The sequence below is a fragment of the Cytobacillus dafuensis genome, from assembly GCF_007995155.1.
In the GTDB taxonomy this organism is placed as follows: Bacteria; Bacillota; Bacilli; order Bacillales; family Cytobacillaceae; genus Cytobacillus; species Cytobacillus dafuensis.
Genome location: NZ_CP042593.1, coordinates 2,974,350 through 2,988,343, shown reverse-complemented (window position 1 = coordinate 2,988,343; position 13,994 = coordinate 2,974,350). Strand labels below are relative to the sequence as shown.

Below are 13,994 nucleotides of genomic sequence, written 5' to 3'. Positions count from 1 at the left end.
TTTTCACATTATTTCAATCGACTAACAAGATTTGGTGGAGTTTTTCCTTGTAACGCCAATGTTATATTTTTTGCAGCTAGCTCCCACATTTTTGTACGTGTTTGGATGCTTGCGCTGCCGATATGCGGTAGTGTGACAACATTTGGAAACTGTAAAAGAGGATGATCTAATGGCAGTGGTTCATGTTCATATACATCTAATCCAGCGCCCCAAATAACACCATCAGATAAGGCTTGGATTAAATCAAACTCGTTCACAATTCCTCCTCTTGCTGTATTGATTAAAACGGCTGTATTTTTCATTAATTTTAATTCATTCATTGTTATCAAGTTTTTAGTATCTTTAGTGAATGGTGTAAGAATACATACATAATCTGATGTTTGCAGCAAAGTATGTAAATCAGCATATTCAATATCTAGCTCAGCCTCAAACTCAGGCTTCCGACTACGGCTATAATACATTAACTTCATATTGAAGCCCTTTGCCCTTCTTGCGACAGCTGCACCAATTTCACCAAGACCAATAATGCCAAGTGTTGAGCCGTGAACATCCATACCTGTCATAAACATAGGAGACCATGTTTTCCATTTTCCTTCACGTAAAGCATGAGAAGCCTCAACTAATCTTCTAGAAGCAGCAAGCATTAGTGCGAAGGTAAGATCAGCTGTTGTCTCTGTAAGAACCCCTGGTGTATTGGTTACCATTATGCCTCTAGATATTGCATCTTCTATGTGAATATTATTATAACCAACTGCCAAATTACTGATTACCTTTAGATTCCTTCCTTTGTCCAGCAATTCTTCATCAATGCTTTCGGTGAGTAGGCATAGAAGTCCATCGAATTTATGAATGATATGCAGTAATTCATTTCGTGGAATTTCTATGTCTTCAGAATTCCATATTTCAACTTCAAATAATTTTTGGAGATTATTTAATACATGCTCAGGCGGTTTACGAGTAATAAAGATTTTCTTTTTAATAGAATTCATCCTCCTAACGGTTTATCATTTAAATATATAGAAAAAATACTTATATTTGAAATTGTATCATTCATAATCATGAGTTTTAAGCATCAAGAATACTTGAAAAAAAAGAAATATTTTTTAGATCATGAAACCTTTAAATTGGGCCATTCGTATAGTAATGTGACTTGTGTTTGATTATAAGGAGGAGTTCTTCATGTCATTATTTAACAAAATGCTAGCAAGTGTTGGAATTGGGGCGGCAACAGTTGATACGAAGCTTGAACACGATACGGTCGTTCCAGGGGGAGAAATACGAGGTGTGGTTGAAATTAATGGCGGTAATGTTGAACAAAGAATTGATGATATTTATTTGTCATTAAATACAACATATGTGAAGGAAGTAGATGATAAAAAATATACTGCTTCAGGATTAATTGATCGTTTTCGCCTCACTGATTCATTTACTTTGATGGCAAATGAGCGCAAGGTTATCCCTTTCTCTTATATTATTCCAGCTGATACCCCACTTTCAATTGGTAAAACAAAGGTGTGGATTGCTACAGGACTTGATATTAAAAATGCAGTAGATCCAACAGATAAAGATTTTATTAGAGTTCATCCGAACGAAATTATGGATTCCGTTTTACAGGCTGTAAGCGGCCTAGGATTCCGTTTACGTGAAGCTGAGTGTGAACAAGCTCCGTACAGACTTCAACGCAGGCTTCCATTTATTCAGGAATTTGAATTTGTACCAACATCAGGTCCGTTTCGCGGTCGACTTGATGAATTAGAAGTTACATTTTATCCGGTTTCGAGTTTTGAGACAGAAATATTAATGCAAGTGGATAGAAGAGCTAGAGGTCTTGGCGGTTTCCTTTCTGAAGCATTAAATACGGATGAGTCTCATATTCGCTTTACTGTAAACACTAGTGATATTCCCCATATGCAGCAAAAGATTCAATCTGTTATTCAAAGGTTTTCATGATTGATAGATTTGCAAGTAAATCAGCCTGTACATAGGCTGATTTATTTTTTTGGCTAATAGCTCCTAATCATTTTATAATCATTAATCGACAAAAGTAGTTTTTTTTTGATGAAGGAAACGACAAGAGCGATCCCGAAAAGAGAGGCTAAGTCATTGATGTTGTAATTGATATCGTTTGCGAGAAACTTTTAGGGGGATCGCGATGTTGAAAGAGTTAACAAGGAATAAAAAGAAAAATTATGATGTGACGATATTTCAAACGCCAGAATTTCGCCAAAGTAAAGGGTATCAGCAAGTATATCGACTCATGATTCAAGGATCAGATCATGTTAACTGTATGGATTCCGTTTTTGCTAAATTTAATGTTCCAGATTTAATTCCTGCTGATTTTAAGGGAAGATTTATCTCTACAGGAGATATTTTATCTATTGATGAGGGGCGAAAGGGGCATTATTATTATCAGTTAAGACCAGGTGGATGGAAAGAAATAAACCGTGTTCACATAAGATAGGAATAGGAGAGCACGTACTCTCCTGCTTCTATCTGAAACCTATCTATTTTTTTCGTTTGTTAGCAGCAAATTCTTTTCCATGTGCTTCCTGCTCGGCAATTATGGCTTCTGGTGGGGCATGATTATTTTTTTTTGGTGAATTGATTCGATTTCGATGTTTTTTACCCATTTTTTCCCTCCGAATTACTTATTACTTTTTGTTTTTACTGTTTTAGAAGTATTAGGCTCGGTATTCGATCTTGATGAAGGGTTCGTTTCATTTGCGTGCTGAACCGCTTGTCTTAATTTTTTACTCATTTCCTTAGGCATTGTGGCAACCTCCTTCTAGAAAGCTATAAATAGCGTTCCCGTTTATTTTGAAAACATGCTAAAAGTTGATTGTTTTTAAGCAGGATTGTTTTATGGTATAGTGTTTGAAGGCAGTTCTAATTAAGCTTTGATATTATAGGAGGGTTTTTCAATGAGTATACATATTGGTGCTAAAGAAAATGAAATTGCTGAAACGGTTCTTCTACCTGGGGATCCGCTACGAGCTAAATATATTGCAGAAACATTTTTAGAAAATGCAACATGCTATAACGAAGTCCGTAACATGTTTGGTTACACCGGGACATATAAAGGGCATAGAATTTCTGTTCAAGGGACTGGCATGGGAGTGCCGTCCATTTCGATTTATATAAATGAATTGATGAATAACTATAATGTACAAAATTTGGTGAGAGTTGGTACATGTGGTGCAATTCAGAAAGATGTTAAAGTAAGAGATGTAATTCTTGCTATGTCAGCATCTACTGATTCACAAATGAATCGACTTACTTTTGGAGGAGTAGATTTTGCTCCAACTGCTAATTTTGAGCTATTAAAGCGAGCATATGATGCTGGTCTTGAAAAGGGGCTCAATCTTAAAGTAGGAAATGTATTTACATCAGATATGTTCTATAATGACAATTCTGAATTGGAAAAATGGGCAAAATATCAGATTTTGGCCATTGAAATGGAAACATCAGCTCTATACACACTTGCTGCGAAATTTGACAGAAAGGCATTATCTGTATTAACAGTAAGTGATCATATTCTAACTGGTGAAGAAACAACAGCTGAGGAAAGACAAACAACTTTCAATGATATGATCGAAGTTGCTCTTGAAGCAGTTATTAAAGAATAATAAATTTATCGAGCTGGTTCAATCATTTGAGCCAGTTTTTTCCTTCCATAAATTGGAGCAAAACTTAATTCTGAAATATATTCCCCATTCATGTTAAAATAAATGGCGGTTAAAAGTAATTAGAAACAGGTGAAAAAATGAAAAAAAAACTAGCAATAACAGCTTGTACTTTAATGTTACTTACTGGCTGTAGTACCATTGAGACCTTTTCGGAAAAAGTTCCTTTTCTAAAAAAAGAACAAAACTCCCAAGAACCTTCCGATAGAGAAGATGTATCAAACGAAGGTACTAACAATGAAGAAAGTAAGAAAAGCTCTCAGGAAGTAAAGGAAACTCAGAATGGCGAAATAAAAGAAAAAGAAAATGATATCCCTGCTCTTGAAGCTGCTTTCTTTAACGACATTGAAACAGTAGACGGGAAAAAGATTATTCAAAATCCAACAAACCAATTGGTGCTTGTCAATAAACAATACAGCCTTCCAGATGGCTATGCACCTTCAGATTTAGTACGCCCTAAGGTTCCTTTCTCATTCGGAGATCAGGACATTGAAAAAAGTTATTTGCGTCAACAAGCAGCTACAGCTCTAGAATCAATGTTTTCTGATGCAGAAAAACAAGGCCTTAATTTATTTGCCGTTTCTGGCTATCGTTCTTTCGATAGGCAAACTGCCGTATTTAATGCAGAGGTTAAAAAATATGGGGAAGAGAAAGCCGTTCAAGCTGTTGCAATACCAGGCAGCAGTGAACACCAAACTGGTTTATCGATAGACATTTCAAGCCAAAGTGCGAATTTTGAGCTCTCTGAACAATTTGGTGAAACAATTGAAGGGAAATGGGTTGCCGAAAATGCTCATCGCTTCGGTTTTATTATTCGATATCCAAAAGGAAAAGAAGGGATTACTGGGTATAAATATGAACCTTGGCATTTACGCTATGTAGGTAAGGAAGCAGCAAAAACAATTTATCAAAAACAACTTACACTTGAAGAATATTTTGAAATTGTGAAGAAAATCTAGCAGTCAGACATTGTCTGACTTTTTTTGGGCAAAAGAAAAACTTTATCGCAGATTAACGGGCTGTAAGACCCCCACTTCAAGAAGTTGAGTTAAGAATAAATTTCTAAGTGGGGGATCAACAGCCCGTAAAAGCCCGATTGGTTCAACTAACAATCAGTGGGGGGATGAAGGAAAACCCCCACTGATTGAAGTTTCACTTTATTCTTGTGAAAAAATTTTTTATACTTGTCAGTTTTCTTTTTTCATTTCATGATAAAAATGGTATCCTATTCAATAAAGGTTTTTTGCGGAAAATTTTTCGGGCTTTATTGAAAAGTTTATAATTTTATCATACTTAAATAAATATGAAGTTTTGATATGTCTCTGCTAAAAGTATTGCATAAGAAAGACTAAGGTATTCGCCGGAAGAACGTGGCGATTGCCAAGTCTTTCTAAGCTAAAGGGAAAGGATAAATTTATTAACATTCTTAAGTTAAATTGAAATTTTGATTAAAGTTTCTGCTAAAAATATCGCATAAGAAAGACTAAGGCATTCGCCGGAGGACCGTGGCGATTGCCAAGTCTTTCTAAGCTAAAGGAAAAGGATAAATTTATTAACATTCTTATTAAATTGAAATTTTGATTAAAGTTTCTGCTAAAAATATCGCATAAGAAAGACTAAGGCATTCACAGGAGGAACGTAGCGAATGCCCAAGTCTTTCTAAGCTAAAGGGAAAGGATAAATTTATTAACATTCTTAAGTTAAATTGAAATTTTGACTAAAGTTTCTGCTAAAAATATCGCATAAGAAAGACTAAGGCATTCACAGGAGGAACGTAGTGAATGCCCAAGTCTTTCTAAGATGAAAGTGGTGAGGAGTATGGAAGAAAAAGAAATGAATCAGGAATCAACTCAAAAACAAACAGGATTTGTTCGCATGAAAAAGTTTCCTTTCATCATTCTAATGATCATGATTGTTATTTTATCTGTAAGTATTACTGCGTTAGCACTTACCCTTGGCAATGAAAAGGCCGTAAATTTAAGCAAAAATAGAAGTGATTTTAATAAGTTTTATGATGCTTATGATACACTAACAAGCTCCTATTATCAGGAGGTTGATAATGAAAAATTAATTAACGGTGCCATTAATGGGATGGTGGATGCATTAGAAGATCCGTATTCAGACTATATGACAGTTGATGAGGCTAATAGCTTCCATCAAAGCATTTCTTCATCATTTGAAGGAATTGGTGCAGAAGTCCAAGAACAAAACGGGAATATTGTGATTGTTACACCTATTAAAGGCTCTCCAGCAGAAAAAGCTGGTATAAAGCCTAATGATAAAGTTTTATCAGTAGATGGAAAGAGCTTACAGGGTAAGAGTGCTTCGGAAGCAGTTACATTAATAAGAGGGAAAAAAGGAACAAAAGTAGAGCTGTCTATTCAGAGAGCTGGGATGGACGAAGCGATAAATGTTCCAATCATCAGGGATACGATTCCAATTGAAACGGTTTATGGTGAAATGCTTGAAGATGGAATAGCGAAAGTTCAAATTACCTCTTTTTCAGAAAATACTTCACAGGAATTGATCGAAACCTTAAACGAATTACAAGGAAAAGGAATGAAGGGGTTAATTCTAGATATAAGGCAAAATCCTGGTGGCTTATTAAACCAAGCGGTTGAGATTTCTAGCCTATTTGTTCCAGAAGGGAAAAATATTTTCCAAATTGAGGATCGAAATGGAAATCGAAAGGAAGTCAAATCAGAAGGATCAAAATTTCCTGATATTCCTCTAGTTGTCGTCATTGATAAAGGAAGTGCAAGTGCTTCTGAAATACTTGCAGGTGCGGTTAAAGAATCAGCAGATATTCCATTAGTTGGGGAGAAGTCCTTTGGTAAGGGTACTGTTCAGCGTGCTGAGGATTTTTCAGATGGTTCAAATATGAAATTTACTACTGAAAAATGGTTAACCCCGAATGGGAATTGGATTCACAAAAAAGGAATTAAACCCGACTATGAAGTAGCTTTGCCGGATTATGCTTCCTTGCCGATTATTAATCCTGATCTGGAATTAAAACTTTCCACCTCATCTGCACAGGTTAAATCAGCTCAGCAGATGTTAAAAGCTATCGGATATGATCCAGGCAGGGAGGATGGCTTCTTTGATGAAAAGACAAAGGAAGCTGTAGAAGCATTCCAATCGGCTGAAAAACTTGAGGTAAATGGTATATTAAAAGGTGAATCAACCATTAAACTTATGGAGCGATTAAGAGAAAAACTCGAAAAAAATGATACGCAAATTCAAAAAGCAACTGAAGTTTTAAAGCAAGAAATGGGCTCATAAAGTGAAACTTCCATCAGTGGGGGTTTTCTTTCATCCCCCACTGATGGTTAGTTGAACCAATCGGGCCTTTACGGGCAGTTGATCCCCCACTTAGGTTTCTTTAATTCTCTCGCAACCTTGAAGTGGGGGTCTTACTGCCCGTTTTAATGAATAGTGAATAAAAGGCACTTTCCTCATCATGGAAAGTGCCTTCTATTTTAATCCAGTTGACATTTATTTATGACAAAACACACTGGAAATAGATTATACTACTCTATCCAACAGTAATAATCATGCGAGTTAGTTTTATCCGCTTTTTTCTGTTCATCCATATATTTGTCATCCCTTTTGTTTGAAAGGATTAATAAAATCAGATAAAATGTGTTTTTAGATGACGTGGAGCTCTTACTGCTTGTTAATCTGCAATATGTAGATAAGCAAATAGTCCTAAAACATAACGGAATTTAGCAATGAGGTGATTTTTTTGAAACTAATTGTTCACCTGAATGATCAGATACGAGAAGAGGTAGCTAATATTGAAGCTGAATGTGAACTTCTTGGAAATAAACTTAAACAAATTTTTAAAGAAGACTTTCATAGAATCAATGAAATCGTTGTCATTGAATTGATTCGTGAGAAAAAAGGTAAGCCTGCCTCAAAAGGTGATATATTTAACTCGAGCTATGAGTCGTATATTGAGTTAGGTGTTGAAAAAGAAAATGTGTATTTTCCTAATGCATATATCCCTATTTGGAAATGTAAACAGGAAATGTTCCATACAGTCGGATATTTAATTACATTAAATTTACAAGCTTTAGAGAAAAAAATCAAAAGGATAATTTTAGAGATGTGGGAAGATCACAAGGGAGAGTTAGAAATAAATGAAGAAAACTGAAATATATGTGTTAGCAGGTTTTTTAGGAAGTGGAAAAACAACTTTATTGAAGCAGCTTCTCATAGAGGAAAAGAAGCAAAATCGCAATGTTGCAGTCATGATGAATGAGCTTGGGAAAGTGTCTATAGACTCTGATGCAGTCGATGATGATGTGCCCTTAAAGGAACTTCTTGATGGTTGTATTTGCTGTTCGATTCAGGATAAATTAGAATCCCAGCTTCAGGGGCTGATCATGAACGAGAAGCCTGAAGTTATTTATATCGAAGCAACAGGTGCAGCACATCCAATAGAAGTATTAGACGCAGTTTTATCTCCTCTTTTTGCAGATAAGCTAAATGTAAAAGGGATAATTTCCGTTGTTGATGGAAATCGTTGGCTGAACCGCAAAACATTAAGTCCTCAAGTACAGCAGCTTTTAATTGAACAGGTTCGTCATGCGGATTTAATTTTGTTAAACAAAATAGACATATTAACTGAAGGAGAACAATCTAAACTTACGATTGAAATCCAGGCACTTAATTCTCATGCAACTGCAATCTTGACTTCATTTGCAAAAGTTCCAATGGATGTAGTTAAGAAAATCTCGGTAAATAAAAAGGAAGCATCTGGACAAAGTCACGTATTCAAGGATCTAAAACTTAGTACCTATGTTTATAAGTTCGAAAATCCAGTTAATCAAACAGAATTTGACGCTTTTTTAAGAAACCTGCCAGACACAATTTATCGGATAAAAGGGTATATAAAATTTACTTCTTCAAAATATCCTTTTCTCTTCCAATATTCATATGGAATGCCACTCTTTTTACAAGAAAATATGAATATGCCGTTAAATTTAGTTTTTATTGGTGAAAAAATGGATTGGCATTCTGTAGAAAATAAGCTTCAAAAATTAGAAGGGGATTCATATTAAATCGTTCTTAGTCAAAACACAAATATTTTGAGATGAATACAATAACTGCTTTTTAGGAAAACTTCTAGAAGTAAACTAATAATTTTAGAAATTGAGTGGAGAAAATGAAGGCAGTTATTGTATGTTTCGTATCAATATGTTTGTTTATAAATAGCACGATTGTTTTTGCAAATAATGATCAAATTGGCATTCAGGTTGAAATGATACCCTGGGAGAATGTAAACAATATTTTACCAAAATATAGTAAATTTACTGTTATGGATATTGAAACCGGCAAAAAATTTCAGGTACAGCGGCGAGCAGGAAGTCATCATGCTGACGTACAGCCTTTAAATGCGAAAGAAACAAAAATAATGAAAGAAATATATGGTGGAGAATGGAGCTGGAAGCGCCGAGCCATCATTGTGATACATAATGGCCAATGGATTGCTGCTTCTATGCACGGAATGCCGCATGGTGCTGGGGCTTTGGAAAATAATTTTCCCGGACATTTTTGTATTCATTTCTATGGAAGTACAACTCATCGCACTAACTACATGGATTTATCACATAAATTAATGATATTAAAAGCTGCGGGCATGCTTAAGGAATATGCAGGAAGTGCTGATCCATATGAAGTGATAAGTGCTTATATTGCTGGGATTAAACAGCAGGATGCAAAAATAATTTCGATCTTTTCATTACAAATCATTAATTGGAAAAAATACGTGAAAAGAATAGACAATATTCAATTGAATCGTATGCCGGTTCTTCCTGTAGAGGATTTTATCGGAGATTTAAGTCTAGAAATCCCTGTAGAAATCGAATTAATAATGAAAAATGCAGGGAAAAAATATTTTAAAGGGAAAATATATTTAGTCCGCTTTTCACATGCTGACGCATGGAAAATTGATAGTGTAAGATTTTTACAAGATAATCACTTCATTACTGAAAAAGAATAAAAGGGGTAGTCCCTAAGGTGTCTGGCATCCACTTATAAAACTATATCTAGAATCGCTTTCTCTTATTAAAACTAGATATTGTTCGTGGTGCCTGACACCTTTGCTTTCGGGACAGGCCCTTTATCGCAGATTAACGGGCAGTAAGCCCCCCACTATAAGGTTGCGAGAGAATCAAAGAAACCAAAGTGGGGGATCAACTGCCCGTAAAGGCCCATAAAATGAACACAGACTAAAAGCGCCACATCGTGTGGCAACGTCTGCGTGACCCACTTCCTGTGGGCCGCAACTAACCATCAGTGGGGGATGAAAGCCGACTAAGATCGATACGTCCTGTGGCAACGTCGGCACTAGCACGTCCTGTCCGTCGAAAACCCCCACTGATGGAAGTTTCACTTTATCTTTCTCCAAATTTGATAAATGTTCTTTCATCCTCAATTAATCCACATGCACCGCATTGAACCTTGATTTCTGGTCCTTTATATGCTAGATGAAAAGGGCTTAAGTTTTCACTTGAATATTCCTCAATAATATCTCCTGAAAGAGGATCTAGCTTAACAGACTGTGGAATCTGCCTGATAATATTGAACCTGCTTCTGTTTGTTTTACAATTGGGACAGCAATATGGTGTACTCATATGAAGCTCCTTTCTTGTTCTATTTAAATATTTTTTGCATATCTGAATTTATTTATGTAAAAATGGTTTTATAAGCAAAAAATATAAAAAAGAAAGGCAAGTTGATATGGAGAATATTATTAATTATGAGTATTTAATAAAAGAATATCGTTCACTTTGGAAAAATCGTCTTCTTTCTTCTGACCTTGATGCAAAAAATAGTTTAATCGATGCAATAAGAAGAGAATTAAAGGATGAAAATGCGCATCCTAGAGTGCGTAAAACTTCAATTGAGAAATATTATCTCGCGACAAAACGCATCATGGAATCAAATCTTTCGGAAGGATGCAAAATTTCTTTAATTCAATTACATATAGAGCAAATGAAGGATATATATATAAGTTCATAATCGACTTCATAGTTTAATCACATATAAGAGATATAATAACGGAAAAAAGATTGTTGAGGAGAAAAACGTGCACTATTTAAAGAGAATTCTTTTCATTATTATTGCAGGAGTTTTTCTGTCTTCTTGTTCCAATACTCGATACCCGTCCATTCCAGAGGATATTTCCATTGCGGCTACAGTCAATATTAAGGACATGTCCGTTTCATTCATTAATTTGGATAGTATGGAAAAAATTGCGGATTGGAAGCTTGAAAAGCCCTATACAGGTGCTTTAATATTGCCAGATAATGATACGATTATCCTATATGGTAAGCAGGTCGAAACTGTTGATCTTTATTCTTTAAAATCTGGACGAGCAGTTGGAAGCTGGAATACGGGTAAAGGGATAGTAAATGGAAAGTATCTTCAAACAACTTCACAAATTGCTTTCGTGGATCAGAATTTAAATAAAATTCGATTCTTTGATTTAAATGGAGAAGAAGCTAGTCAAATAAATACAGAGCTTAATCCTCTTACGATTTTGGAATCGGAAAAGAGCAAAATTCTTTATGTACTAAGCTTTAATAAAGAGAAGCTTACAGTCATTGATTTAATCAAAAAAGAAAAAAAGGCTAGTTTTCCTATCCATCCATCCGCTGCTGGTGCATGGCTAAATGAAGACAAAAATGAGCTTTGGATAGGTGGACATGGAGCTGGAGAAGAAGTCGAAAAAGACATACATGTATATGACTCCGTAACAGGCGATTTTAAATATAAAATCCCTGCACCGTCAATGCCTGTCAATTTTTTAGAATCAAATAATAATGTTTTTGTTTTGAGCCATGGTTCAAGCATGCTTTACAAGCTCAATGAAGATGGTGAAGTGTTAGACTCCATGATTGTTGGTGCAAACCCTTTTGAAATGGTATTCACAGATAGGAAGATAATGATAGCTGGTTATGACAGTAATGATGTTCATTTTGTTGATCCAGATAATCTGAAAATCATTAAAACAATTCCTGTTGGAAAAGGTCCTTTTCAAATAGTGTTAAGGGAGAGAGAATAATGGATCAGTTAAACATTTTAATAATAGATGATGAGGAAGATATGAGGCATCTTGTTGAAATGTATCTTGAAAACTCTGGTTTTCACTGCCTTACAGCAGCTAGTGGCAAGGAAGGGTATGAATTAATAAATCGTACTTCTATTAATTTAATTATTCTTGATATTATGATGCCAGAAGAAGATGGTTTTCAAGTATGTGCAAGTATTCGAACGAAATATAATATTCCTGTCATCTTTTTATCTGCCAAAGGAGAAGAGTGGGATAAGGTGAAGGGGCTACAGCTCGGTGGTGATGATTATATTGTAAAGCCCTTTAGTCCCGGCGAGCTAATCGCTAGAATTCAAGCTGTTTTAAGAAGGACTGGCATAATGAAAAATGAGTCCTATTTACATATTGGAAAAATGATGATAGATCGATTAGCGAGAAGTGTAACAGTAGATGGAAAAAGTATCTCTTTGACATTAAAAGAGTTTGAACTTTTAATATTTTTTGTAGACCATCAATCCCAAGCTTTAAGCAGGGAACAGCTGCTTGATCACGTATGGGGTGTCGATTATATCGGAAGCCTGCGGACAGTGGATACTCATATAAAGACGTTAAGAATGAAGCTTGGTGTTGGCGATTATATTCAAACAGTATGGGGAATAGGCTATAAGTTTGAGGTACCAGCAGAATGAGCTTCATTAAGGATAGTCTGGCTAAAAAGCTGTGGCTCACAATAACAGCTGCAATCGTCATTACGATTTTGTATTCATACTTTTTATCTTATCTTTTTTATGAAAAACTATATGTTAAAAATGTTGAAGCTGCATTAATTGAAGAAGGGGCTAGGCTTGCGAGCGAATATGAGGGAGGACCATTATCGCAAGAGTTAAAGGATAAAATTGAATGGTATAGCACAAAATCTGAATCGGAAATTTTTATTGTCAGCAATCCTCGAGAGTTAAGTGCTTGCCTGCCATTCGAAATAGACTATGAATCACTTATCAATGGAGCTGAAAGAGAAGAATTACTTAATGGAAACCCAGTTAAAAAGATAGGGTATGAAGAACGATTTGATCGAAATATTTTGGCTGTAGTATTCCCGCTATTGGATGAAAGCAGGCTAGAAGGAATCATTTATTTATATTTGCCTTTAGCAAAAATTTCAGAGGTGACAACTGATTTTGCTTATTTATGGATGATTGCAGCTTTTCTCTTTTTAATAATTGCTCTTTTCTTTGGAACATATCTTGTTCGCAGGCTGACAAAACCATTACTTGAAATGAAAGAAGCTGCTGAAAGTGTTTCAAGGGGAGACTATTCAATTAAATTAGATAATGCTTCAACAGATGAAATTGGGCAGTTAGCTAATGCCTTTAATCACATGGCAACCTCCATACAAGAGGAAGATGATCGTAAAAAAGACTTTCTTGCAAATGTATCACACGAATTAAGAACTCCTATAAGCTATGTAAAAGGGTATAGTGATGCATTAATTTCAGGTATTGTTAAAAAGGAAGAAAGCAATCGTTATTTAAGTTTAATTCATAGAGAGGCAGTAAGGATGGAAAGACTAGTAGGAGATTTGCTGGATCTTTCTAAATTAGATTCGGATGAATATAAACTCGAAAAAATGCCACTACCTCTTGCTCAGCTTATTGAGGATTCCTTGCAAAAGTATATGCCTATTATGAGAGAAAAGAACTTACAGCTTCAATTTGATTTAGATCCAGACATTATAATTAATGGTGATGAAGGTCGAATAGAGCAAATAATCCAAAATATAATGGATAATTCTATCCGTTATACGAATGAAGGAGGTATATCACTTAAGCTTTATAAAGTGAATGAAGGCTGCTGTATTGAAATAACAGATTCCGGAATAGGTATTCCAGAAGAAGATCTGGGCAAAATTAAACAAAGATTCTTTCGAGTTAATAAGGCAAGAACGAGAAATGATGGGGGTACAGGTTTAGGTCTAGCTATTGCAGAAAAGCTTGTAAATCTTCATAACGGTACTTTAACAATTAAAAGCAAATTAGGAGAAGGTACATCTGTGAAAATAGACCTTCCAGTTATTTTGGAATAAAGCGAACCGAAATGGAAATGAAGGATGATCAAAATCATTTCGTGCATAATGAAAAAGCAGCGAGTTGCTGCTTTTTTCTCAATGTAAACCCCATATTAATTCATTATCTTAAAACCTTCACATATGTAACATCTTCGTAATAAAAGTAAAACAAGTCTTTAGTTTT

Annotated in this window: 16 protein-coding genes; 12 read left to right on the top strand and 4 right to left on the bottom strand. The window is 35.2% G+C overall.

Annotated elements, in window-relative coordinates; all coding sequences use genetic code 11:
* Positions 1-8: 8 nt before the first annotated feature.
* On the bottom strand, positions 9-989 hold the full coding sequence (locus FSZ17_RS14170; RefSeq protein WP_322107584.1) for a 2-hydroxyacid dehydrogenase: 981 nt from the start codon (positions 987-989) through the stop codon (positions 9-11).
* A gap of 190 nt (positions 990-1,179) precedes the next feature.
* Here FSZ17_RS14170 and FSZ17_RS14165 point away from each other — a divergent pair, with 190 nt between their 5' ends.
* Both FSZ17_RS14165 and FSZ17_RS14160 read left to right on the top strand, forming a co-directional pair.
* Positions 1,180-1,950: a sporulation protein gene (locus FSZ17_RS14165; RefSeq protein WP_057771136.1), complete on the top strand. Its 771-nt coding sequence runs from the start codon at positions 1,180-1,182 to the stop codon at positions 1,948-1,950.
* A 202-nt stretch (positions 1,951-2,152) separates the two neighbouring features.
* Complete coding sequence (locus tag FSZ17_RS14160) at positions 2,153-2,461, top strand: YodL domain-containing protein (protein ID WP_057771134.1); 309 nt, start codon at positions 2,153-2,155, stop codon at positions 2,459-2,461.
* Positions 2,462-2,504: 43 nt separating this feature from the next.
* Here FSZ17_RS14160 and FSZ17_RS23950 read toward each other — a convergent pair whose 3' ends face one another.
* Both FSZ17_RS23950 and FSZ17_RS23945 read right to left on the bottom strand, forming a co-directional pair.
* Positions 2,505-2,630: a hypothetical protein gene (locus tag FSZ17_RS23950; RefSeq protein WP_267128886.1), complete on the bottom strand. Its 126-nt coding sequence runs from the start codon at positions 2,628-2,630 to the stop codon at positions 2,505-2,507.
* Between the two features lie 14 nt (positions 2,631-2,644).
* Complete coding sequence (locus FSZ17_RS23945; protein ID WP_267128885.1) at positions 2,645-2,770, bottom strand: hypothetical protein; 126 nt, start codon at positions 2,768-2,770, stop codon at positions 2,645-2,647.
* A 151-nt stretch (positions 2,771-2,921) separates the two neighbouring features.
* Here FSZ17_RS23945 and deoD point away from each other — a divergent pair, with 151 nt between their 5' ends.
* The 6 genes from deoD to FSZ17_RS14130 all read left to right on the top strand — a co-directional run bounded on the left by deoD (position 2,922) and on the right by FSZ17_RS14130 (position 9,690).
* On the top strand, positions 2,922-3,626 hold the full coding sequence (gene deoD / locus FSZ17_RS14155) for a purine-nucleoside phosphorylase (protein ID WP_057771131.1): 705 nt from the start codon (positions 2,922-2,924) through the stop codon (positions 3,624-3,626).
* Positions 3,627-3,763: 137 nt separating this feature from the next.
* The gene (locus tag FSZ17_RS14150) at positions 3,764-4,642 is read left to right on the top strand and encodes a M15 family metallopeptidase (RefSeq protein WP_057771129.1); all 879 of its coding nucleotides are present in this window, start codon (positions 3,764-3,766) and stop codon (positions 4,640-4,642) included.
* Positions 4,643-5,501: 859 nt separating this feature from the next.
* Complete coding sequence (locus tag FSZ17_RS14145; protein ID WP_146846484.1) at positions 5,502-6,965, top strand: lmo1851 family serine protease; 1,464 nt, start codon at positions 5,502-5,504, stop codon at positions 6,963-6,965.
* A 463-nt stretch (positions 6,966-7,428) separates the two neighbouring features.
* Positions 7,429-7,839: a hypothetical protein gene (locus FSZ17_RS14140; protein ID WP_057771128.1), complete on the top strand. Its 411-nt coding sequence runs from the start codon at positions 7,429-7,431 to the stop codon at positions 7,837-7,839.
* Positions 7,826-8,749, top strand: coding sequence for a CobW family GTP-binding protein (locus FSZ17_RS14135; RefSeq protein ID WP_057771126.1), 924 nt, complete (start codon positions 7,826-7,828; stop codon positions 8,747-8,749). Before FSZ17_RS14140 ends, FSZ17_RS14135 begins: the two co-directional genes overlap by 14 nt.
* A gap of 104 nt (positions 8,750-8,853) precedes the next feature.
* A complete protein-coding gene (locus FSZ17_RS14130) occupies positions 8,854-9,690 on the top strand; it encodes a hypothetical protein (RefSeq protein WP_057771124.1) in 837 nt (278 codons plus the stop codon).
* Positions 9,691-10,084: 394 nt separating this feature from the next.
* Here the strand turns inward: FSZ17_RS14130 and FSZ17_RS14125 are convergent, their stop codons facing one another.
* A complete protein-coding gene (locus tag FSZ17_RS14125; protein WP_057771123.1) occupies positions 10,085-10,324 on the bottom strand; it encodes a hypothetical protein in 240 nt (79 codons plus the stop codon).
* Between the two features lie 106 nt (positions 10,325-10,430).
* On the opposite strand from FSZ17_RS14125, the gene FSZ17_RS14120 reads away from it, so the two are divergent.
* The 4 genes from FSZ17_RS14120 to FSZ17_RS14105 all read left to right on the top strand — a co-directional run bounded on the left by FSZ17_RS14120 (position 10,431) and on the right by FSZ17_RS14105 (position 13,828).
* Positions 10,431-10,712, top strand: coding sequence for a hypothetical protein (locus tag FSZ17_RS14120; RefSeq protein ID WP_057771121.1), 282 nt, complete (start codon positions 10,431-10,433; stop codon positions 10,710-10,712).
* Positions 10,713-10,779: 67 nt separating this feature from the next.
* Positions 10,780-11,757, top strand: a complete 978-nt coding sequence (locus FSZ17_RS14115; RefSeq protein ID WP_146846482.1) for a YncE family protein — start codon at positions 10,780-10,782, stop codon at positions 11,755-11,757.
* On the top strand, positions 11,757-12,434 hold the full coding sequence (locus FSZ17_RS14110) for a response regulator transcription factor (RefSeq protein WP_057771117.1): 678 nt from the start codon (positions 11,757-11,759) through the stop codon (positions 12,432-12,434). The genes FSZ17_RS14115 and FSZ17_RS14110 overlap by 1 nt, the downstream gene beginning before the upstream one ends.
* Positions 12,431-13,828, top strand: a complete 1,398-nt coding sequence (locus FSZ17_RS14105; RefSeq protein WP_057771112.1) for a sensor histidine kinase — start codon at positions 12,431-12,433, stop codon at positions 13,826-13,828. Before FSZ17_RS14110 ends, FSZ17_RS14105 begins: the two co-directional genes overlap by 4 nt.
* Positions 13,829-13,994 lie beyond the last annotated feature (166 nt).